This is a genomic window from Hoeflea sp. IMCC20628, assembly GCF_001011155.1.
Taxonomy (GTDB): domain Bacteria; phylum Pseudomonadota; class Alphaproteobacteria; order Rhizobiales; family Rhizobiaceae; genus Hoeflea.
The window spans coordinates 738,047-756,549 of sequence record NZ_CP011479.1 but is presented as its reverse complement, the minus strand read 5'-3'; the positions used below and the strand labels follow the sequence as shown (position 1 = coordinate 756,549).

The following is an 18,503-nucleotide window of genomic DNA, read 5'->3' as shown; positions in this document are numbered from 1 at the left end:
TTCTTCCATACTGATTCTGAAACCTCTCAAATTTCTACACTACCGTGGCCCGCAATTATTGAACCAACAGTCGGGCAAGACAACGAGGCTGCGGACGTTTTGTTCCCTGCATACGCAAAAATCTGAATTTTGAATCGGTGGTTCCGCCGCAATGACAGCCATGCCCTCACTCAAACCGGCAGCCCGCCGCCTTCTTTCAGGGTGTCGAGCACAATGGCGGTTTTGACATGCTGGACCGATTCGTGCGGCAGCAACACATCGCTGACAAAGGCCGAAAGGCTGCGCAGATCCGGGGTTACCACCTTGATGATGTAGTCCATTTCCCCAGTCAGAGAATGGGCTTCAAGCACCTCAGGCAAGCCGCCGATCAGCTTGGCAAAGCGCTGGGCATTGTCGCGATTATGGGTCGCCAGCGTCACCGTGATCAGATTGACAATCCCGAGGCCCAGTTTTTCGCGGTCGAGATCGGCGCGATAGCCCTTGATGTAGCCGTCCTGTTCCAGCCGTGTACGCCGCCGCGAACATTGCGAAGCCGACAGATTGACCTTTTGCGACAGTTCATTGTTGGTGAGCCGCCCATCCTGCTGCAAAAGCCGAAGCAATTTGCGGTCAAACTCGTCGACATGCACGATCATGCTGATTTTTCTCCAATATTCTCACACATTGTGCGCAATTTACAAATTGTACGCGCCGATTGCATGCACCTTGCACTGAATACGCTGCAATATGCGCACCAGTCAACAAGCGCGGGCGATCACGATCTGCGCATGATAAATCAGGAGAGACAAGATGGGCCCGTTCCCCCACGATGCGCCGCGCGCGACCATTTCGGAAGACAATCCGGCCGGCACCAACGGATTCGAGTTTGTCGAATTCGCCCATCCCGATCCCGAGGCCCTGGAAGCGCTGTTTGCGCGCATGGGCTATCAACCGGTTGCGCGCCACCGTTCCAAGGCGATCACGGTCTGGCGGCAGGGCGATATCAATTACATCCTCAATGCCGAGAAGGGTTCCTTCGCCGATCGCTTCGTCACCACCCACGGCCCTTGCGCGCCGTCGATGGCCTGGCGCGTCGATGACGCCAAGCGAGCGCTTGCTCACGCTGTGTCAAAAGGCGCAGAAGAATACACTGGGAGCGACAAGACACTGGATGTCCCGGCAATCGTCGGCATCGGCGGGTCATTGCTCTATTTCATCGACACCTGGGGTGAACAAGGTTCCCCCTACGACGCCGACTTTGAATGGCTGGGCGTACGCGACCCCAAGCCCGAAGGCGCCGGTTTCTACTATCTTGACCACCTGACCCACAATGTCATCCGCGGCAACATGGACAAATGGTGGGATTTTTATCGCGACCTGTTCAACTTCAAGCAGATCCACTTCTTCGACATCGAAGGCAAGCTCACCGGGCTGGTCTCGCGCGCCATCACCTCGCCTTGTGGCCGGATCCGCATTCCGCTCAACGAATCCACCGACGACAAGAGCCAGATCGAAGAGTATTTGCGCAAATACAATGGCGAAGGCATCCAGCATATCGCGGTGGGCACCGATGATATCTATGCCGGCACCGACTGGATCGCCGACAAGGGCGTCAAGTTCATGCCCGGACCGCCCGACACCTACTACGATCTTTCCAAAACCCGCGTGCATGACCATGACGAACCGCTTGAGAAAATGAAGAAGCACGGCATCCTGATTGATGGCGAAGGTGTCATCGACGGCGGCATGACCAAGATCCTGTTGCAGGTGTTTTCTAAGACCGTGATCGGGCCGATCTTTTTCGAATTCATCCAGCGCAAGGGCGATGAGGGCTTTGGCGAAGGCAACTTCCGCGCCCTGTTCGAATCCATAGAAGAAGACCAGATTCGCCGCGGTGTCATCGGCGAAGCCGCAGAATAACTGCCCCGCTTATCAACAGGCCGGAATTGACTCCGGCCTTTTTCCACCCTCAAGCTTGATTTGCTGCACTGGTATGGCAGCAGATAACAAGAGGGATATGGTCCAATGGAAGCTCTTCTTCCCATCATTATTCAACTGGTCGGTGGCGCCATCGGCGGCAATGCGGTCGGCGCGGCATTAAAACAGGTAGCGCTGAGCCCGATCGGTCGCTCCGTCATCGGCGCAGTCGGTGGCGTCGGTGGTGGCCTGCTGCTCAGTGTGCTCGGAGGCGACATGGGCGCACTGTCAGGCATGGCTGGTGATGCGGTTGGCGGTGTAGCCGGCGGCGGCGTGCTCGCTGGTATCGTCGGCATGGTCATGGGCAACATGAAGAAATAACATCGCTGTTCTTCACATGAAAAAGGCGGCCTTCCCATCGGAACGCCGCCTTTTTCATACCTATTCGAAATGTCTATTCAGCAGCAACGCGCTTGGGCTGAACTTCGGCCATGTAATCATTGACCAGATTCATGGCGATCTCGCCGACCGTGAAGCTGTGCGGACCGATTTCGGAAACCGGTGTGACTTCCGCCGCAGTGCCGGTCAGGAAACATTGCTCGAAACTGTCGAATTCCTCGGGCATGATTGCCCGCTCGATCACCTCATAGCCACGCTTCTTGGCGAGACCGATCACGGTGCGGCGGGTGATGCCGTCGAGGAAACAATCCGGTGTCGGCGTGTGGATCTTGCCGTCACGCACGAAGAACACATTGGCACCGGTGGCTTCAGCGACCTGGCCGCGCCAGTCGAGCATCAGCGCATCGGCGTAACCGCGTTCTTCGGCGCGATGCTTGGACAGGGTGCAGATCATGTAAAGGCCGGCCGCCTTGGAGCGGCAAGGCGCGGTGCGCGGGTCCGGGCGGCGATACTCGGCGAGATCCAGCCGGATGCCCTTCATGCGTTCTTCCGGCTTGAAATAACTCGGCCACTGCCAGATCGCGATCGACAGGTTGATCTTGTTCTTCTGGGCCGACACACCCATCATCTCCGAACCGCGCCAGGCAATCGGCCGAACGTAAGCGTCGGTGAACCCTTGACGCGACAGCAGTTCGACACAGGCGGCATCAATTTCCGCCACACTGTAAGGGATCTTGAAACCGAGGATTTCACCGGATGTGTGAAGCCGCTCTGTATGTTCTGTCAGTTTGAAGATCTCGCCGCCATAGGCGCGCTCGCCTTCAAAGACGGCACTGGCATAGTGCAGGCCATGGGTCAGAACGTGGATTTTCGCGTCCTTCCACGGCACAAACTCACCATTGAACCAGATTTCACCCTCAAGCTGATCAAAAGGTACGGACGCCATCACGTTTCCTCCAGGCGGCATGCCGCCGTGATAATCGTTGTCTGAAGCCGGTGTCGGTGACCGTGAGGCCAGGTGCCGGAAACGGCGCCGGGAAACGGGCAATAGCAAGCCGGAGGGCAAGGCCGATCGGTCTCGCGCACAATTGATTGCTAGCAATTGCGCCAATTTATGTCAACATAGCTGACGTATTCGAAAGGAAAAGTCGTCATGAACCGCGCCGGCGCAAGCAAGCCCTCATCCGAGGAAATATGCGACCATCCGATTGGCGACGAAGAGGGCATCGATTTCGAGATCATCGAGCTGGTGTTTTTCGCCTATCGGGACTTCACCTCGGACCCAGATGCCATTCTCGGAACCTTCGGGTTTGGCCGGGCGCATCACCGGGTAGTCCATTTCGTCAACCGTGAACCGGGACTGACAGTTGCAGCCTTGCTCGAAACCTTGAAAATCACCAAGCAATCACTGGCGCGCGTGCTCAAGCAATTGATCGATTCAGGCTACATTACCCAGGTTGCCGGCCCCGAGGACCGCAGGCAACGCCAGCTGTTTCCGACGTCGCGCGGGCGCGATCTTGCGTTGGCACTGGCGAGGCCACAGTCTCGCCGCATCGCCAATGCACTTGAGACTCTGGACGACAGCGGGCGCGCCGCGGTCAAGACATTCCTGTCGGGCATGATCAACACCGCCGCCCAGGACCCGAACCGGGATGACTTGAAGGAGGGACAAGACCGATGACCACTTCCTTGCCGGGCGATGACGCCGCCCATCTGCTTGTCGTTGACGACGACACCCGCATTCGCGATCTGCTCTCGCGCTATCTCTCCGAACAGGGTTTTCGCGTGACCACCGCTGCCGATGCAGCCGAAGCGCGCCGCAAGCTCGACGGCATCGATTTCGACCTGCTCATCATTGACGTGATGATGCCCGGTGAAAGCGGATTGGCGCTGACACGGTCACTGCGCGAGGCCAAGACCGTGCCGATCCTGATGCTGACTGCGCTGGCCGAGGGCGATGCTAGGATCGACGGACTTGAAGCCGGTGCTGACGATTACCTGCCCAAGCCGTTCAACCCGCGCGAACTGGTTCTCAGAATCAACAATATTCTCAAGCGCGGCGGCCAACCGGCGACACCCAAGGTTGAACAGGTGGTGTTCGGCCCCTTCACCTTCGTCATTGCCCGGCGCGAGTTGAAAAAATCCGGCGAACCGGTTCGGCTTACGGACCGCGAACGCGAGATAATGGTGACATTTGCCGAAAATGCCGGTGACACCGTGCCACGCCACGAACTTGTCGGCGCCGATGTCGAGGTTGGTGAGCGCACCATCGACGTGCAGATCAACCGCCTGCGCCGCAAGATCGAGGAAGACCCGTCCAATCCGGTCTGGCTGCAGACTGTCCGCGGCATCGGCTACCGTCTGAGTGTCGAGACGACGACTTGAAGCGCGCTTGTTGAGCTTACCGTGGTCCGTAACGCCTCCCATCCGGCAAAACGCGGTAACTCTTTGACTTGATACGTTATCGTTCCGGCCGTTTGTGAACGAACAGGTCGTAGAAAGCCATCGCCACAGTCAGCCCAATCACTGCGCCAAGGTCGAGCCTTGGCAGTTTATAGACGAGCACACCCAGAAAGCCGCATAGGATGATGAAGGCAAAAATCGTGAGAATCCGTTCCATGGTCGTCAGTCTCCCTGGCCGTCGGTTTCGAGATGCTTCACCAGCCACCTGGCGGTTCTGAGCAGGCGAGCGTCACCACCGCGCGGTCCGACAAGTTGCACCCCCATCGGCATGCCTTCCTCATCGGTAAACAGCGGGAGCGTGATGGTCGGCGTGCCGCACAGCGTCCAGAGTCCATTGAACACCGGATCGCCTGTACTCTCCAGCCCCTTTGGTGCCGGTCCGGGCGCGGCAGGCGTCAGGATCGCATCGCAACGCTGGAAGACAGCATCGAGGCCGGAATAGAGATAATCAGGCCAGTCCAGCGCGGCGATGTAGTCATGTGCCAACGTCTTGCCGCCCTTCTCGAGGGCTTCGGAAAGTTGAGGAGACAATTGCTTGCCGCCGTCACGGATATAGCGATGGTAGCATTTGGACATTTCCGCCAGATTGATCCGCTCGCGCATGCTCGCCGCCTCGCCGAAGGCATCCGGCAGGCCGGTCTCGAAACAGCCCTCGCCCAGATGTTCTGCAAGCTCCTCCATCGCCTGCTGGCAGGCATTGCTTGCCTTTTGCCAGTAGGGCGTGCGGATGAAGACGAATTGCGGCCGCACCGGCGCGTCGGTTGACGCGATCGAGAGCAGCTTTGGATGCGGCGCCGGAATTGTCGCCTTGTCGAGTTCATCGTGACCGAACAACACCTCGGCCAGCATCGCGGCATCCTCGACGGATCGGGCGAAGACACCCACCCGGTCGAGCGTCGGTGATTGCGTCAGTATGCCGGTACGCGGGATACTGCCTGCCGACGGCAGGAAGCCCGTGACGCCACAATAGGCGGCGGGCCGGATGACGGAACCACCTGTCTGGGTGCCGACAGCCAGCGGCACCATGCCCGCTGCCACAGCGGCGGCAGAGCCGGAGGACGAGCCGCCCGGCGTGTGCGCCGGATTGACCGGATTGCGGGTCTTGCCCGGATGCATGAACGCAAGTTCGGTGGTAACCGTCTTGCCGATGATGATGGCGCCCGCCGCGCGCAGCTTCTCGACGATGACCGCATCACGCTCGGGAACCCGACCGGCATCGAGCATGGTTCCATTGGCCGTCGGAATACCGCGGGTGTCGATGATGTCCTTCAACGCCACCGGCAGCCCGTGCAGCGCTCCGATAGGACGGCCCGACTTGCGGTGCGCATCGGCGCCCTGGGCCTGCCGCATCGCGAAATCCGCATCGAACCACTCGAAGGCCTGGATTTCACCCTCCACGGCAGCAATCCGGTCCAGACAGCCGCGCATATAGTCAACCGCGGTCAGCGCACCGCTGGCCATCCGTTCCCGTGCCTCCAAAGCGCTCAGGCCAATCATAGCCATAGGATCATTTGCCATAGAAGCGTTCCGGCAGGTAGTAGACGATCTGCGGGAACGTATACATCAGCGCCATGCAGATGAAGACCATCAACAAGAACGGCATGACCCCGGCAAAGATCTGCGTCAGCTTCACCTCAGGCGGTGCTATCCCCTTGAGATAATAAGCTGACATGGCCATCGGCGGCGTCAGAAACGACGTTTGCAGATTGAGCGCGACAAGAATGCCGAAGAACAGCGGATCAATGTCGAAGATCGCCAGCAGCGGCAGGAAGATCGGCACGAAGATGATGATGATCTCCGACCATTCCAGCGGCCAACCCAGAAGGAAGATGATCAACTGGGCCAGAAGCAGGAACTGGAACGGGGTCAGGTCCAGCCCCATGACGAATTCTGAGATAATCTGTTCGCCGCCCAGATATGAGAACACCGAGGAGAAGACGTAGGAGCCGACAAACAGCCAGCACACCATCGCCGTGGTCCGCACCGTCAGATAAACGCTTTCGCGCAGCCGCTGCCAGGTCATGGCCCCATAAGCGATAGCCAGACCTATGCCGCCGAGCGCACCAATGGAGGCGGCCTCCGTTGGTGTCGCCAGGCCGAACAGGATCGAGCCCAGAACCGCTATGATCAGAAACGCCAGCGGGAAGAACGAAGTGACGATCAGGAACACCAACCGGCCCGTCGGCACATCCGGCACTTCCTCATCGGTCGGTCGCGGCGCAACGCTCGGCTGCAGCAGCGAACGGCCGACAATATATACCAGGTACAGACCGACGAGGGTGAAGCCGGGCAGAAGCGCACCAGCGTAGAGCTTGACGATGGAAACCCCCGACGACGCGGCATAGACGATCAGCATGATCGAGGGCGGGATCAGGATGCCGAGCGTGCCGCCGGCGCAGATGATGCCGGAGGCGAAAGCCGGGTCGTAGCGCGCTTTCAGCATCGCAGGCAATGCCAGCAGACCCATCAGCGTGACCACGGCGCCGACAATGCCGGTGGCGGTGGCAAACAATGCGCAGGTGATCAACGCCGCCACGCCCATCGATCCCGGCACCCGCTTGGAGGCGAGGTTGAGGGTCGAAAACAGTCGGTTAACGATGTTGGCGCGCTCGACGATGTAGCCCATGAACAGGAACAGCGGCACCGCCGTCAGCACCTCGTTGGACATCACCGTATAGGTCTGATTGATGAAGAGGTCGAAGATGCGGTTGTTGAAGAACCCATCTATCCAGAGGGATACGCTGTCCCAGGTGCTCGCCAGCTCATCGAGTCGAAAATAGGAGCGCCACATCCGCGAGGGATCGAAATAGGCGTAGTAGCCGAAGCCGATTCCCATGGCCATCAGTGTAAAAGCGATCGGAAAGCCCAGGAACACCATGAAGATGAACAGGCCCAGCATCATCAGGGCAATTTGAGGGTCGGTCATATATGTCCGCCAGTCTCGGCCTCGTCGGCCTTCTTCATCAACAGATCTTCGGTCTCGCGCACATCTTCATCGGCCTCTATCCACTGGCCGGTGCGCATGCAGACAATGCAGCGGAAAACCTGGGCAATCCCCTGAATGAACAGGAGAATGCCCGCGGCCATGATCACCGTCTTGAACTGGTAGATCGGGATGCCCGCGGGGCTGTTGACGCTGACCTCGCCATACCCCCAGGAACGCGAGGCATATTTCCAGCCCGTCACGATCAGCGCCGTAACACCGGGAAAAAAGAACAGCAGATAGAGCACCAGATCCACTTTCGCCTGAGTCTGCGGACGCCAGAGACGATAGAGAAAATCGCCCCTCACATGACCACCGCGCGACAGCGTATAGGCACCACCCATCATGAACAGCGATCCGTACATGATAAACGAGATGTCGAGCGCCCAGGGCGTCGGAGCGTTGAAGAGGTATCGAGAAACCACTTCATACCCGGTGCCGAAAGCCATGAGAATGATCAGCCAGGCGAAGGCCTTGCCGAAAGCCGCCGACAAGGTGTCAGCAAAACGGATGTATCGAATCATGAGCAGCCACTTTTCCGTGCCAGAGGGATCCGGCGGAGCAGTGTCCGCCGGATCATTGCAGCAATTAACCGGACAGGTTTACATCTTCAGCTTGCCCGGGAAGTAGTGCTCATAGGCCAGACCCAGGTCCGGCGCGTTCATCAGCTCGTAATAGGCGACCTGCTCGACCCAGGCGCGCTGGCTGTCCATGACCTTCTTGTTGAAGGGATCAGCTTCCAGATCGGTAATGAGCGTGTCCCAGGCTTCCAACTGCGCAGCAAGGATTTCCTTCGACGTGCGATGCACCGTGACCCCGTCATCGGACTGCAGTTCCGCCAGATCCTTGGAATATTCGCGCATCGCAAGCGCGAGGTTCGATGTGGCCGAGGCCTCGACACCATATTTCAGGATTGCCTGAAGGTCGGGCTCGAGATCGTCCATGAAGTCCTTGTTGAAGATGAACTCGAAGGCTTCCGACGCTTGGTGGTAAGACGAGAGATAATAGTTCTTGGCCACATCCTGAGCGCCGAACCTGCGGTCGGACGAGGGGTTGTTGAACTCGAAGGCGTCGATCACGCCGCGTTCCATGGACGGGACGATTTCACCGCCCGGAAGCTGGGCGACGGACATGCCCATCGACTGCAGCAGATCGGCAGCCAGGCCGACGGTGCGATATTTGAACCCCTGGATATCGGCGACTGAATTGACTTCGCCCTTGAACCAGCCAAAAGGCTGTGCCGGCATAGGCATGCCCATATAGCCATAGACATTAAGGCCAAGCACATCCTGCGTCAGTTCGCGGTAAAGCTCTGCGCCGCCACCCTGATAGAACCAGCCGAGCATTGTGGTGGCCGAGCCGCCGAAGACCGGGCCGGTGCCGAAGAATGATGCTGCCTTGGATTTGCCGTACCAGTAGACCGGCACCGTGTGAGCCGCATCCAGCACGCCATCGTTGCAGGCATCCATCACCTGGAACGCGCCGACGATCGCGCCGGAGGGCAAAAGGTCAATCTGGAGGCGTCCGCCCGACATTTCCTCCACCCGGGTGGTATATTCGCGCGCAAAGTCCATCCAGATGTCGGAGGCAGGCCACGAGGTCTGCATCTTCACCACCAATGGCGCCTGCGCCAGCACTGCCGGCGCCGACAAAGCGCCCACGGCGGCCACGCCTCCCAACATCGACCCCTTTTTCAAAAACGACCGTCGTGAAACGGTTTTGTCGATCTGATTCTGCATGTCCAATCCTCCCAGTTGGTTCATTCACACTTCAACATATGAAATATTATGCAACTTGGTTGAAATGGCAAGCCGATGCTCGCGGTCTTAAAAAATTTAGATGTTCAAAGCCGATATGTGGACTGCTTTTCCACACACCCTAGCCGTCCTCCCCCGCTCGACGCTATAAGCAATCAGGCGGCCGGTCTCACCGAAACATGGACCAGCCAGGAATGGGACGCACCGAAATGACCAGCATGGATTCCATCCGCCGGGAATATGAACGCTATCCGCCCAACGGCTTGCGCAGATTCACGCGCTGGTTCACCAAGCGAATTCCGACCCGGCTTTATGCCCGCGCGCTGCTGATCATCATCATTCCGATGGTGCTGTTGCAGTCTGTCATCGCCTTCGTCTTCATGGAACGGCACTGGCAGACGGTGACCCAGCGGCTGTCCATGGCCGTGACCCGTGACATCGCCGCCATCATCGATGTGCTAGACACATTCCCGCAGGACGCCGGCTATGATCGGATTATCCGGATCGCCCGCGAACGCCTCGAACTCAACATTGCTATCGAGCCGCCCGGCGATCTGCCCGCCCCGCGGCCAAAACCGTTCTTCTCGATCCTCGATCAGATCCTGTCCGAAGAGATCACCCGCCAGATCCACCTGCCGTTCTGGATCGACACGGTCGGCAATTCCAACATCGTCGAAGTGCGGATCAAGCTCGACGACAAGATTCTCAGGGTGTTTGCCAAGCGAAGCCAGGCCTATGCCTCCAACACCCACATTTTCCTGTTGTGGATGGTCGGTACCTCGCTGGTGCTGCTGGCGATCGCGATCCTGTTCCTGCGCGGCCAGATCCGGCCCATCCTGAAGCTGACGCAAGCCGCGGAAAGTTTTGGCAAGGGGCAGCGCATGCCTGATGATTTCCGGCCCCGCGGCGCCGACGAAGTGCGCCGCGCCGGTGTCGCGTTCATCAAGATGCGCGAACGCATCGAGCGGCAACTGGAGCAGCGCACCGCCATGCTCTCGGGCGTCAGTCACGACTTGCGCACCATTCTCACCCGCTTCCGCCTGCAACTCGCGCTTGTCGGAGACGGTCCCGAACTGGAAGGACTGAACAAGGACATCGACGACATGCAGTCGATGCTCGACAGCTATCTTTCATTTGCCCGTGGTGAAGCAGAAGAGGACGTCGGCACGGTTAGCCTCAACAGCGTGATCAATAAAATCGCCGAAGACGGACGCTTGCGCGGCACCCTGGTGACGGTATCGGTGGAGGGCAGTGACGAGATCAATGTGCGGCCAAATGCCTTTGCCCGGTTGTTGACCAATCTGGTGTCCAACGCCTGCCGCTATGCCGACGAGGTCTCCATCCATGCGCAGAACCGCGGCAGGTGGCTGACCATATCCATTGATGACGATGGCCCCGGAATTCCGGAAGACGCACGCGAAGATGTATTCCGGCCGTTCTACCGGCTTGATGCAGCGCGCAATCAGGACGAATCGGGTACAGGACTGGGACTGGCCATCGTGCGTGACATTGCCCGCAGCCATGGCGGTGATGTCACCCTGACCGACAGCGAAAAAGGCGGCCTGCGTGCAACCGTCCGCCTGCCTGCCTAGCGGCGTCCGCGCAAGCGTGGCACGACTGGACTTACTGCAGTTTCAGCCGTGCGCGGTGGGAACTGAGGAATAGCTCTCCGATTGCGAAGGTCGACATTCTCTTGACTGATTCATGCGTTGAAATTGCCGCATCCCCCAATAGCGTCGCGACCAGAGCGGACATCGAGGCCGTCCTGCGGCTGCATGGTGAACCGGTTCGTCTTGTCGGGTGGAACCTCAGTGAAGCAGCGCTGAAGGGGATCGATTTCAACAGTTGTGAATTCGTACGCTGCCGTGCCGCGCGTGCGAATTTCTCGTCTTGCGATCTCACCGATGCCCGCTTCGTTTCCTGCGATCTCAACAACACCAACTGGACCCGGGCGATCCTGTCTGCCGCCGTGTTTACGGATTGCAAGCTGACCGGCATGCAGATCGTTGATGCGCGCACGCTTGGTCTCGAGTTTGAGCGATGCCTGCTGGTCAGCGCCCAACTCCGTGGATTGTCATTCCGCCGGTCAGAACTTGAAGAGATCGACTTCGAAGGCGCGGATCTGACCGAAGCAGATTTCCGCGAGGCAACACTCACGCGCTGCAGTCTGCGGGACGCGAACGTGACCAACGCCCGCTTCGAAGGCGCCGATCTGAGAGGCTGTGATCTGGGCAATCTTCATCTTGCCGATGCCTCCCGGTTCAAGGGAGCCATCATTTCAAAACAGCAAGCCGCCGGCCTGCTTTCCAGTCTCGGCCTCAAGGTCGTTTAAACCGTCCGGCAGCGGCTCACATCAACCGTGAGCCGTTCGGAACTGTCTTGTCGATTGCCGCAAGGACAATATCACCGTTGTCGTCGGCAAACCCGAGCGTCAGCACTTCCGACATGAACGGCCCGATCTGGCGTGGCGGGAAATTCACCACCGCCATCACCTGCCGCCCGACAAGTGTTTCGGGCGAATAATGCTCGGTGATTTGCGCTGAGGATTTCTTCTCGCCGATGTCCGGGCCGAAATCGATCCGCAGCTTGAACGCCGGTTTGCGCGCCTCGGGAAAGACCTCTGCGGCCACCACCGTACCGGTGCGGATGTCGACTTTTTCGAAATCGGCAAAGCTGATCGTCTCGGTCATCGGAACCCTCTTGGTCAGCCCGCAAGTTCGCGCGAGCGATCCGCCGCAGCCTGCAGCGCCGTGTCGAAAACCGGCTGGAGGCCATCCTCGGCCATCAGCACAGCAAGAGCTGCCGCCGTTGTGCCGTTGGGAGAGGTGACATTCTGCCTCAAAATTGCGGCGCCGTCCGGAGATTGGTGCATCAATTCACCCGCCCCCGTAACGGTCGCGCGCGCCAGGCGCATGGCGAGGTCCGCCGGCAGACCGCATTTGCGCCCCGCCTCTGCCATGCACTCGACAAGATAAAACACATAGGCCGGGCCACTGCCCGACACTGCCGTGATGGAGTCGATCAGCGCCTCGTCCTCGACCCATTCGACCGGACCGCAGACCGACAGCAGCTTGTCGATCTCGGCCTTGGCTTCAGCACTGACAGCCGCATTGGCGACCGCGCCGGTGATGCCGCGACCGACCATCGCCGGTGTATTGGGGATTGTCCGCACAACCGCACCGCCCAGACGCTCTTCAAAATACGCAATGGTCTTGCCTGCCGCGATCGACAGGCTGACCGTCTTGGGCCCGACCAGTCTGGTCACCCCTTCAAGCACCACATCCATGAGCTGCGGCTTGACTGCCAGCATCAGAATGCCGGCGATCAAACCCTCCGGCGCAGCACTTTGACAGCGCACACCGGCCGACGCCAACCGTGCAGCCATCGCTTCGGAAGGGTTGGGATCAATGACCACGATCGTCGACGGGTCCGTGCCTGCATCGAGCCAGCCATTGAGCATGGCGCCGCCCATATTGCCCGCACCAATGAGAACGAGAGGACTGGCTGCAGTGATCATCTTATGCCTCACCGCGGGTTTCGAACATCACCGCCGTAACGGCTGATTGTGCGTCCATGCCGGACCAGACGACAAACTGGAAAGCCTGGAAATAGGCCTCGCAGGAATCGAGCGCATTGGACAGCAACACCTCGACCTGGCGGTTGGTGGGCTCGGCACCACCTGCCAGCAGCAGCGACTGACGGAACAAGATGACGTGCTCGTGCTGCCACAGGTCGAAATGCCCCATCAGCACCTGACCGTTGACATGTGACAGAAGCTTCATCACCTCGGTGACACGGATTTCAGGCACCTTGATGTCGAAGGCGCTGGCGATATGCAGGGCTTCGCAATCTTCCATCCAGGAAAACGAGACGTGATAATCCGTCCAGTGCCCCTCGACCGTCATTGCGATCTCGTGCTCGCCGGATCGCTCAAAAGTCCAATCATTCGCCGCCGCCACGAATTCGATCATGTCTACCGGATTGGAATGCCGTTCGAATTCGATATTGCTGAGATTCATGCCCCACCTGGTCTTTGATAATGCGCCTTGCGAACCGCAGTGAGCGGCGCCAGGCAAATACGTCATTCTCGCATGATTCAACCGTTACCCAGAGGTACCCGCACTTGCGGTTCCCGGCGGGGCTTTTTGCCGCCCATTCCGAATCATCATTTAGAATCAGTGTATAAATGCAGAGTCCGAGCGCCAGCCCCCCGACTGCATTTAGTCAGGGACAGCCTGTGGACCAAGCTGCCAAACTGATTCCGCCGTGACTCATAACCGACTCACGCATAAGGCTTTTTGAGCCTCGCGGTCCGGTGGATAACCTGTGCAAAAAAATGTGGGATAAACCGGCCCGTCAGGCCTTCTTCGACGCAGCCGGCTTGGAAGCGGGGGATTTACTCGCCGCAGCAGGCTTTTTCGACTGCTTCTGCTCCATTGCATCAAGCCGCGCCGACAGGGCGTCATTTTCTTCACGCGCCTTAATCGCCATGTCGCGAACCGCTTCGAATTCTTCGCGTTTGACCAGATCCATCGAATTGAGCAACCGCTCGAGCTGGCTGCGCATGCCGGTTTCGACTTCGCGCCGCACTCCTTGCGCAGCACCCGCCGCATCGGTCATCAGCTTTGCAAGTTCATCGAGAAGTTTGTTCGATCCGCTGTTCATGGTCTTCATCCCTGTTTCGGGCCTGTTTCGGGCCTGGTCCGGACCAGGTCCGGGCCAGGTCCGGTACTGTTGCAGTGGGCTGTCGGTTCTTCTGAGGTAAGCAATCATGCGTTAAGTTGCAAGCCAAAGCACAGCGCCGCAAGGCTTGCGCAAAGCTCGCATGCCATGTCACTGCAACAAGTCGAACAGCCGATGGGCCGAAAATGGCCTTGATGCCGTGGCAAAACACCGGGCAGGCGCCGTTGCGGCGCACCGGACAGGAAGGAAGTCACATTGGAGTTTACCGCAACGCTGTTGTCGCTGATGGCCTTCCCGGACATCGATCCGGTGATTTTTGCCCTCGGCCCAGTGCAGGTGCGCTGGTATGGCCTGGCCTATGTGACCGGCATTCTGCTGGGCTGGCGCTGTGCAAGGAGGCTGGTTGAAAACGCCAGATTGTGGTCTGCAAGCGGACCACGGATGACCGCGCTCGACATCGACGATTTCCTTGTCTGGGCAACGGTCGGCATCGTCGTCGGCGGCAGGATCGGCTACGTGTTCTTCTATGACCTTGCTGCGGTCTCGGCCAATCCGGTCCGGGTTTTCGAAATCTGGAACGGCGGCATGTCCTTCCATGGCGGCTTGCTGGGTACGCTTGTCGCGATGATCCTGTTCGCCCGGAGCCGCAACATACCGGTGTTCAACCTGTTTGACGTGGTCTGCGCCGTCGTCCCTGTCGGTCTGTTTTTTGGCCGACTGGCCAATTTCATCAATTCCGAACTCTGGGGCAAATTGACCGATGCGCCCTGGGCATTTGTGTTCCCCACAGGCGGGCCATTTCCCAGACACCCAACGCAGCTTTACGAGGCAGCGCTGGAGGGCATCGTGCTGCTCGCGATGCTGGCCTGGTTGATTTACCGCCACCGGGCTTTGAAACTGCCTGGCATGATCGCCGGCTGCTTCGTCATCGGCTATGCGGTGTCGCGCATCATTGTCGAGTTCTACCGCGAGCCGGATGTGCAGATCGGATATCTCGCCGGTGGCTGGCTGACCATGGGCATGGTGTTGTCGCTGCCGATGCTGGCGGTCGGTCTCTGGGCTGTGGCCACAGCAAGATCGCGCGCCAATGCTGGCGCTTAGGCAAGTTTGGGAGAGCACGGCGATGACTCCGCTTGCACATAAAATCACCCAGTTGATCGAGCAGGCAGGCCCGTTGCGCATATCGGACTATTTTGCGCTTTGCCTCGGTGATCCGGACCATGGTTACTACCAGAACAAAGAGCCCTTCGGCCGGTCGGGTGATTTTATCACCGCACCCGAAGTCTCGCAGCTGTTTGGCGAGATGATCGGCGTCTGGCTGGTGCATGCCTGGCAGGCACAGGGATCCCCCTCCCCCGTGCGGATTGCCGAGATCGGCCCTGGCCGCGGCACCTTGATGTCCGACGCGTTGCGGGTGATCGCCCGCCTTGCCCCCGAACTGGAGGCTGCAGCCAGCATTCACATGATCGAGACCAGCAAACGCCTGCGCAATGTGCAGCGCCAGACGCTGGTACAGATCAAGGAACGGGTAACATGGCACTCCACGATTGAGGAAATCCCGGAGGGGTTTACGCTGGTGGTCGCCAATGAACTTTTTGACGCGGTTCCGATCCGCCAGTTCGCCAAGACGTCGGAAGGGTTCCGCGAGCGCATGGTGGGGCTCGACGATGATGGAGCGCTGGCGTTTGGCCTTGGACCGGGCGGCTTTGACACATCACTACTGCCTGTCGATGAAGCCCGGGTGCCTATTGGGGAGATCTTCGAGCTCTCGCCTGCCCGATCCGCCATCATGCAGGCGGTTGCCGGCAAAATCCTGCGCGACGGCGGGTCCGCACTGGTGATCGACTACGGGCATCTGGTCACCGGGTTCGGCGACACCCTGCAGGCCGTCTACCGGCACGATTATGATCCGCCGCTGGCCCGGCCCGGCGAAGCTGACCTGACAAGCCATGTGGACTTCCAGGCGCTTGCCGAGGCAGCGCAGGCCGCAGGTGCCTTTGTGCATCGCCCCGTGAGCCAGGGAGAATTTCTGGTCGGCCTGGGGCTGGTGGAACGCGCCGGCGCGCTGGGTGCCGGGCGCGACGCCTTGACACAGGCCACCATTCGCGATGCCGTCAACCGGCTTGCCGGCGAAGGTGAAGGACGCATGGGAGCGCTGTTCAAGGTGCTCGCCATCAGCGGCAGTCCAGTCAAGATTGCGCCGTTTGATTCGCATGTCGCTTGAGTGGAAGAATTGACAGACACGGTGCGGACAGGTCACCATTCGCCAACAGACCAGCAGAATCTGCGGATTCGGCCCCCCAGGGCCCAGGGAGGACCAGATCATGACGGTTGACCGCCGCGCACCAAATCCGGTGCGGAGCGCGCTTTTGGATGGCGCTTCCTCAGACAACCGAATCTCGCACGGGTTCTTCAGCCGCGCCGGTGGCGTATCCGAAGGGTTTTATCGTGGTTTGAATGTCGGGCTCGGCTCCAAAGACAACCGCGCCCATGTCGAGGAAAACCGGGCGCGTGTCAGTGGCTGGTTCGACCTTGATCCCGATCGTCTGGTCACAGTGCATCAGGTTCATTCGCCACGGGTTCACATAGCAACCGCTGAAAACCGCGCCGAACGGCCGCAAGCCGACGCACTGGTGACCAAGACTCCCGGCCTGGTTCTGGGAGTCCTGACCGCCGATTGCGGACCGGTGCTGTTTGCCGATCCGGACGCCGGTGTCATCGGTGCGGCGCATGCCGGCTGGCGAGGCGCTTTTGACGGCGTTCTGGAAAGCACCGTCATAGCGATGGAAAATCTTGGCGCAAAGCCCGACCGGATAGTGGCCGTGCTGGGCCCGTCAATCAGCCAGCCCAATTACGAGGTCGGTCCGGAATTCGTCGACCGGTTTCTCAATCACGATCCCGCACATGACATCTATTTTCAGCCATCCGGCAAACCCGGCCACGCGCTGTTTGACCTGAGGCAATTTACCCTCGACAGGCTGCGCGCCGCAGGGCTGAACGCCACGATGCTCGAAGACTGCACCTATGCCGATGAAGCCGCCTGGTACTCCTATCGGCGAGCCACCCATCGCAATGAACCCGATTACGGACGACAAATCTCCGCCATCGCCATCAAGGAGGACGCCCATGGCCCTGCATTTTGAACGCGAGGAATACGCCGCCCGTCTGGAAAAGCTCAAGGCCAGCATGCGGGCGGAAAAACTCGATGCCATGCTGCTGTTCGCCCAGGAGAGCATGTACTGGTTGACCGGCTACGATACCTTCGGTTTTTGCTTTTTCCAGTGCCTGGTGGTCAAGGCCGACGGCTCGATGACCCTGCTTACCCGCTCGGCCGACCTGCGGCAGGCCCGGCAGACGTCGATCATCGAAAACATCGTGGTCTGGACTGACAGGACCAACGCCGATCCGGCGCTGGATCTGAAAAACCTGCTATCCGATCTCGATCTGCTCGGCGAGCGCATCGGCGTGGAATACGACACCCACGGCCTGACCGGCGCCAACTGCCGCAAGCTCGACAACCAGTTGCAGAGCTTCGCCGAACTGGTGGATGAATCCTACCTGGTCAGCCGGTTGCGGCTGATCAAGAGCCCGGCGGAAATCGTTCATGTAAGGCGGGCGGCAAGCCTCGCCGATGCAGCGCTCGACGCAGCCCTGCCGCTTATCAAGCCCGGCGCCGACGAGGCCGATATCCTGGCGGCCATGCAGGGCGCGGTGTTTTCCGGTGGCGGCGACTACCCGGCCAACGAGTTCATCATCGGCTCGGGCGAGGATGCGCTTTTGTGCAGGTACAAGGCCGGACGCAGGCAATTGGCCACTGATGACCAGCTGACGCTGGAATGGGCGGGAACCTTTGCCCATTACCACGTCGCCATGATGCGGACGGTGATTATCGGCGAACCGACCTTGCGCCACATCGAACTCTACGAAGCCTGCCGCGAGGCGCTCGACGCCATCACGGCGATCCTCAGGCCGGGCCACACATTCGGCCAGGTGTTTGACGCCCATGCCGAAGTCATGGATGCGCGTGGTCTGACACGGCACCGGCTCAATGCCTGCGGCTACTCGCTGGGCGCGCGGTTTACGCCAAGCTGGATGGAGCACCAGATGTTCCATGCCGGAAATCCACGCGAGATCGAGCCTGACATGACACTGTTCGTGCACATGATCATCATGGATTCCGAGGCAGGCACAGCCATGACACTGGGGCAAACCTACCTGACCACAGCCGACGCACCGGAATCACTGTCTGCCAAATCCCTCGACCTGATCATTGCGCCATAGCGGGCAAACCCGTCCAATCTTGCCGGTCCGGCTTGTGCTTG

General features: G+C 59.5%; 21 protein-coding genes. 10 read left to right on the top strand and 11 right to left on the bottom strand.

Going from position 1 to position 18,503, the window contains the following annotated elements:
* Positions 1-170: 170 nt before the first annotated feature.
* The gene (locus tag IMCC20628_RS03575; protein ID WP_047029070.1) at positions 171-635 is read right to left on the bottom strand and encodes an Lrp/AsnC family transcriptional regulator; all 465 of its coding nucleotides are present in this window, start codon (positions 633-635) and stop codon (positions 171-173) included.
* 154 nt (positions 636-789) lie between these two features.
* Here IMCC20628_RS03575 and hppD point away from each other — a divergent pair, with 154 nt between their 5' ends.
* Positions 790-1,899, top strand: coding sequence for a 4-hydroxyphenylpyruvate dioxygenase (gene hppD / locus IMCC20628_RS03570; RefSeq protein ID WP_047029069.1), 1,110 nt, complete (start codon positions 790-792; stop codon positions 1,897-1,899).
* A 105-nt stretch (positions 1,900-2,004) separates the two neighbouring features.
* Positions 2,005-2,277 carry a hypothetical protein gene (locus tag IMCC20628_RS03565; protein WP_047029068.1) on the top strand — a complete coding sequence of 91 codons (273 nt, stop codon included), beginning with the start codon at positions 2,005-2,007 and terminating at the stop codon, positions 2,275-2,277.
* 73 nt (positions 2,278-2,350) lie between these two features.
* On the opposite strand, the gene IMCC20628_RS03560 is transcribed toward IMCC20628_RS03565, so the two are convergent.
* Positions 2,351-3,241 carry a branched-chain amino acid aminotransferase gene (locus IMCC20628_RS03560; protein ID WP_047029067.1) on the bottom strand — a complete coding sequence of 297 codons (891 nt, stop codon included), beginning with the start codon at positions 3,239-3,241 and terminating at the stop codon, positions 2,351-2,353.
* 207 nt (positions 3,242-3,448) lie between these two features.
* Here IMCC20628_RS03560 and IMCC20628_RS03555 point away from each other — a divergent pair, with 207 nt between their 5' ends.
* Entirely contained in the window at positions 3,449-3,976 is a 528-nt protein-coding gene (locus IMCC20628_RS03555; RefSeq protein ID WP_047029066.1) for a MarR family transcriptional regulator, read from the top strand.
* On the top strand, positions 3,973-4,680 hold the full coding sequence (locus tag IMCC20628_RS03550) for a response regulator transcription factor (protein ID WP_047029065.1): 708 nt from the start codon (positions 3,973-3,975) through the stop codon (positions 4,678-4,680). The genes IMCC20628_RS03555 and IMCC20628_RS03550 overlap by 4 nt, the downstream gene beginning before the upstream one ends.
* Before the next feature lie 76 nt (positions 4,681-4,756).
* Here the strand turns inward: IMCC20628_RS03550 and IMCC20628_RS25315 are convergent, their stop codons facing one another.
* From IMCC20628_RS25315 to IMCC20628_RS03530, 5 genes are all read right to left on the bottom strand, one after another.
* Positions 4,757-4,915, bottom strand: a complete 159-nt coding sequence (locus tag IMCC20628_RS25315; protein WP_197078384.1) for a hypothetical protein — start codon at positions 4,913-4,915, stop codon at positions 4,757-4,759.
* Between the two features lie 5 nt (positions 4,916-4,920).
* Entirely contained in the window at positions 4,921-6,276 is a 1,356-nt protein-coding gene (locus tag IMCC20628_RS03545; protein ID WP_047029064.1) for an amidase, read from the bottom strand.
* Positions 6,266-7,684 carry a TRAP transporter large permease subunit gene (locus IMCC20628_RS03540; RefSeq protein WP_047029063.1) on the bottom strand — a complete coding sequence of 473 codons (1,419 nt, stop codon included), beginning with the start codon at positions 7,682-7,684 and terminating at the stop codon, positions 6,266-6,268. Before IMCC20628_RS03540 ends, IMCC20628_RS03545 begins: the two co-directional genes overlap by 11 nt.
* Entirely contained in the window at positions 7,681-8,265 is a 585-nt protein-coding gene (locus IMCC20628_RS03535; protein WP_047029062.1) for a TRAP transporter small permease subunit, read from the bottom strand. Before IMCC20628_RS03535 ends, IMCC20628_RS03540 begins: the two co-directional genes overlap by 4 nt.
* 78 nt (positions 8,266-8,343) lie before the next feature.
* Positions 8,344-9,480, bottom strand: a complete 1,137-nt coding sequence (locus IMCC20628_RS03530) for a twin-arginine translocation signal domain-containing protein (RefSeq protein WP_047029061.1) — start codon at positions 9,478-9,480, stop codon at positions 8,344-8,346.
* Positions 9,481-9,707: 227 nt separating this feature from the next.
* On the opposite strand from IMCC20628_RS03530, the gene IMCC20628_RS03525 reads away from it, so the two are divergent.
* Together IMCC20628_RS03525 and IMCC20628_RS03520 are read left to right on the top strand one after the other, a co-directional pair.
* Positions 9,708-11,090, top strand: a complete 1,383-nt coding sequence (locus IMCC20628_RS03525; protein ID WP_047032226.1) for an ATP-binding protein — start codon at positions 9,708-9,710, stop codon at positions 11,088-11,090.
* Positions 11,091-11,191: 101 nt separating this feature from the next.
* Positions 11,192-11,830, top strand: coding sequence for a pentapeptide repeat-containing protein (locus tag IMCC20628_RS03520; RefSeq protein ID WP_052766280.1), 639 nt, complete (start codon positions 11,192-11,194; stop codon positions 11,828-11,830).
* A 16-nt stretch (positions 11,831-11,846) separates the two neighbouring features.
* On the opposite strand, the gene IMCC20628_RS03515 is transcribed toward IMCC20628_RS03520, so the two are convergent.
* From IMCC20628_RS03515 to IMCC20628_RS03500, 4 genes are all read right to left on the bottom strand, one after another.
* On the bottom strand, positions 11,847-12,188 hold the full coding sequence (locus IMCC20628_RS03515) for a tRNA-binding protein (protein WP_047029059.1): 342 nt from the start codon (positions 12,186-12,188) through the stop codon (positions 11,847-11,849).
* A gap of 14 nt (positions 12,189-12,202) precedes the next feature.
* Positions 12,203-13,015 (bottom strand): pyrroline-5-carboxylate reductase, encoded by an 813-nt coding sequence (gene proC / locus IMCC20628_RS03510; RefSeq protein ID WP_047029058.1) that lies wholly within the window; start codon positions 13,013-13,015, stop codon positions 12,203-12,205.
* 1 nt (position 13,016) lies between these two features.
* Entirely contained in the window at positions 13,017-13,517 is a 501-nt protein-coding gene (locus IMCC20628_RS03505; protein ID WP_047029057.1) for a YbjN domain-containing protein, read from the bottom strand.
* A gap of 337 nt (positions 13,518-13,854) precedes the next feature.
* Entirely contained in the window at positions 13,855-14,163 is a 309-nt protein-coding gene (locus IMCC20628_RS03500) for an accessory factor UbiK family protein (protein ID WP_047032225.1), read from the bottom strand.
* A gap of 273 nt (positions 14,164-14,436) precedes the next feature.
* Between IMCC20628_RS03500 and lgt the strand changes: the two genes are divergently transcribed.
* The 4 genes from lgt to IMCC20628_RS03480 all read left to right on the top strand — a co-directional run bounded on the left by lgt (position 14,437) and on the right by IMCC20628_RS03480 (position 18,462).
* Positions 14,437-15,282, top strand: coding sequence for a prolipoprotein diacylglyceryl transferase (gene lgt / locus IMCC20628_RS03495; RefSeq protein ID WP_156174392.1), 846 nt, complete (start codon positions 14,437-14,439; stop codon positions 15,280-15,282).
* A gap of 22 nt (positions 15,283-15,304) precedes the next feature.
* Complete coding sequence (locus tag IMCC20628_RS03490) at positions 15,305-16,405, top strand: class I SAM-dependent methyltransferase (RefSeq protein WP_047029056.1); 1,101 nt, start codon at positions 15,305-15,307, stop codon at positions 16,403-16,405.
* 100 nt (positions 16,406-16,505) lie between these two features.
* Positions 16,506-17,324 carry a peptidoglycan editing factor PgeF gene (gene pgeF / locus IMCC20628_RS03485; protein ID WP_047029055.1) on the top strand — a complete coding sequence of 273 codons (819 nt, stop codon included), beginning with the start codon at positions 16,506-16,508 and terminating at the stop codon, positions 17,322-17,324.
* Entirely contained in the window at positions 17,308-18,462 is a 1,155-nt protein-coding gene (locus IMCC20628_RS03480) for a Xaa-Pro peptidase family protein (RefSeq protein ID WP_047029054.1), read from the top strand. The genes pgeF and IMCC20628_RS03480 overlap by 17 nt, the downstream gene beginning before the upstream one ends.
* The last annotated feature ends 41 nt before the right edge of the window (positions 18,463-18,503 follow it).

Bases quoted from the DNA above. Each gene is read 5' to 3' on its own strand.
- IMCC20628_RS03575 (WP_047029070.1), bottom strand. From the start codon at position 635: ATGATCGTGCATGTCGACGAGTTTGACCGCAAATTGCTTCGGCTTTTG.
- hppD (WP_047029069.1), top strand. From the start codon at position 790: ATGGGCCCGTTCCCCCACGATGCGCCGCGCGCGACCATTTCGGAAGAC.
- IMCC20628_RS03565 (WP_047029068.1), top strand. From the start codon at position 2,005: ATGGAAGCTCTTCTTCCCATCATTATTCAACTGGTCGGTGGCGCCATC.
- IMCC20628_RS03560 (WP_047029067.1), bottom strand. From the start codon at position 3,241: ATGGCGTCCGTACCTTTTGATCAGCTTGAGGGTGAAATCTGGTTCAAT.
- IMCC20628_RS03555 (WP_047029066.1), top strand. From the start codon at position 3,449: ATGAACCGCGCCGGCGCAAGCAAGCCCTCATCCGAGGAAATATGCGAC.
- IMCC20628_RS03550 (WP_047029065.1), top strand. From the start codon at position 3,973: ATGACCACTTCCTTGCCGGGCGATGACGCCGCCCATCTGCTTGTCGTT.
- IMCC20628_RS25315 (WP_197078384.1), bottom strand. From the start codon at position 4,915: ATGGAACGGATTCTCACGATTTTTGCCTTCATCATCCTATGCGGCTTT.
- IMCC20628_RS03545 (WP_047029064.1), bottom strand. From the start codon at position 6,276: ATGGCAAATGATCCTATGGCTATGATTGGCCTGAGCGCTTTGGAGGCA.
- IMCC20628_RS03540 (WP_047029063.1), bottom strand. From the start codon at position 7,684: ATGACCGACCCTCAAATTGCCCTGATGATGCTGGGCCTGTTCATCTTC.
- IMCC20628_RS03535 (WP_047029062.1), bottom strand. From the start codon at position 8,265: ATGATTCGATACATCCGTTTTGCTGACACCTTGTCGGCGGCTTTCGGC.
- IMCC20628_RS03530 (WP_047029061.1), bottom strand. From the start codon at position 9,480: ATGCAGAATCAGATCGACAAAACCGTTTCACGACGGTCGTTTTTGAAA.
- IMCC20628_RS03525 (WP_047032226.1), top strand. From the start codon at position 9,708: ATGACCAGCATGGATTCCATCCGCCGGGAATATGAACGCTATCCGCCC.
- IMCC20628_RS03515 (WP_047029059.1), bottom strand. From the start codon at position 12,188: ATGACCGAGACGATCAGCTTTGCCGATTTCGAAAAAGTCGACATCCGC.
- proC (WP_047029058.1), bottom strand. From the start codon at position 13,015: ATGATCACTGCAGCCAGTCCTCTCGTTCTCATTGGTGCGGGCAATATG.
- IMCC20628_RS03505 (WP_047029057.1), bottom strand. From the start codon at position 13,517: ATGAATCTCAGCAATATCGAATTCGAACGGCATTCCAATCCGGTAGAC.
- IMCC20628_RS03500 (WP_047032225.1), bottom strand. From the start codon at position 14,163: ATGAACAGCGGATCGAACAAACTTCTCGATGAACTTGCAAAGCTGATG.
- IMCC20628_RS03490 (WP_047029056.1), top strand. From the start codon at position 15,305: ATGACTCCGCTTGCACATAAAATCACCCAGTTGATCGAGCAGGCAGGC.
- pgeF (WP_047029055.1), top strand. From the start codon at position 16,506: ATGACGGTTGACCGCCGCGCACCAAATCCGGTGCGGAGCGCGCTTTTG.
- IMCC20628_RS03480 (WP_047029054.1), top strand. From the start codon at position 17,308: ATGGCCCTGCATTTTGAACGCGAGGAATACGCCGCCCGTCTGGAAAAG.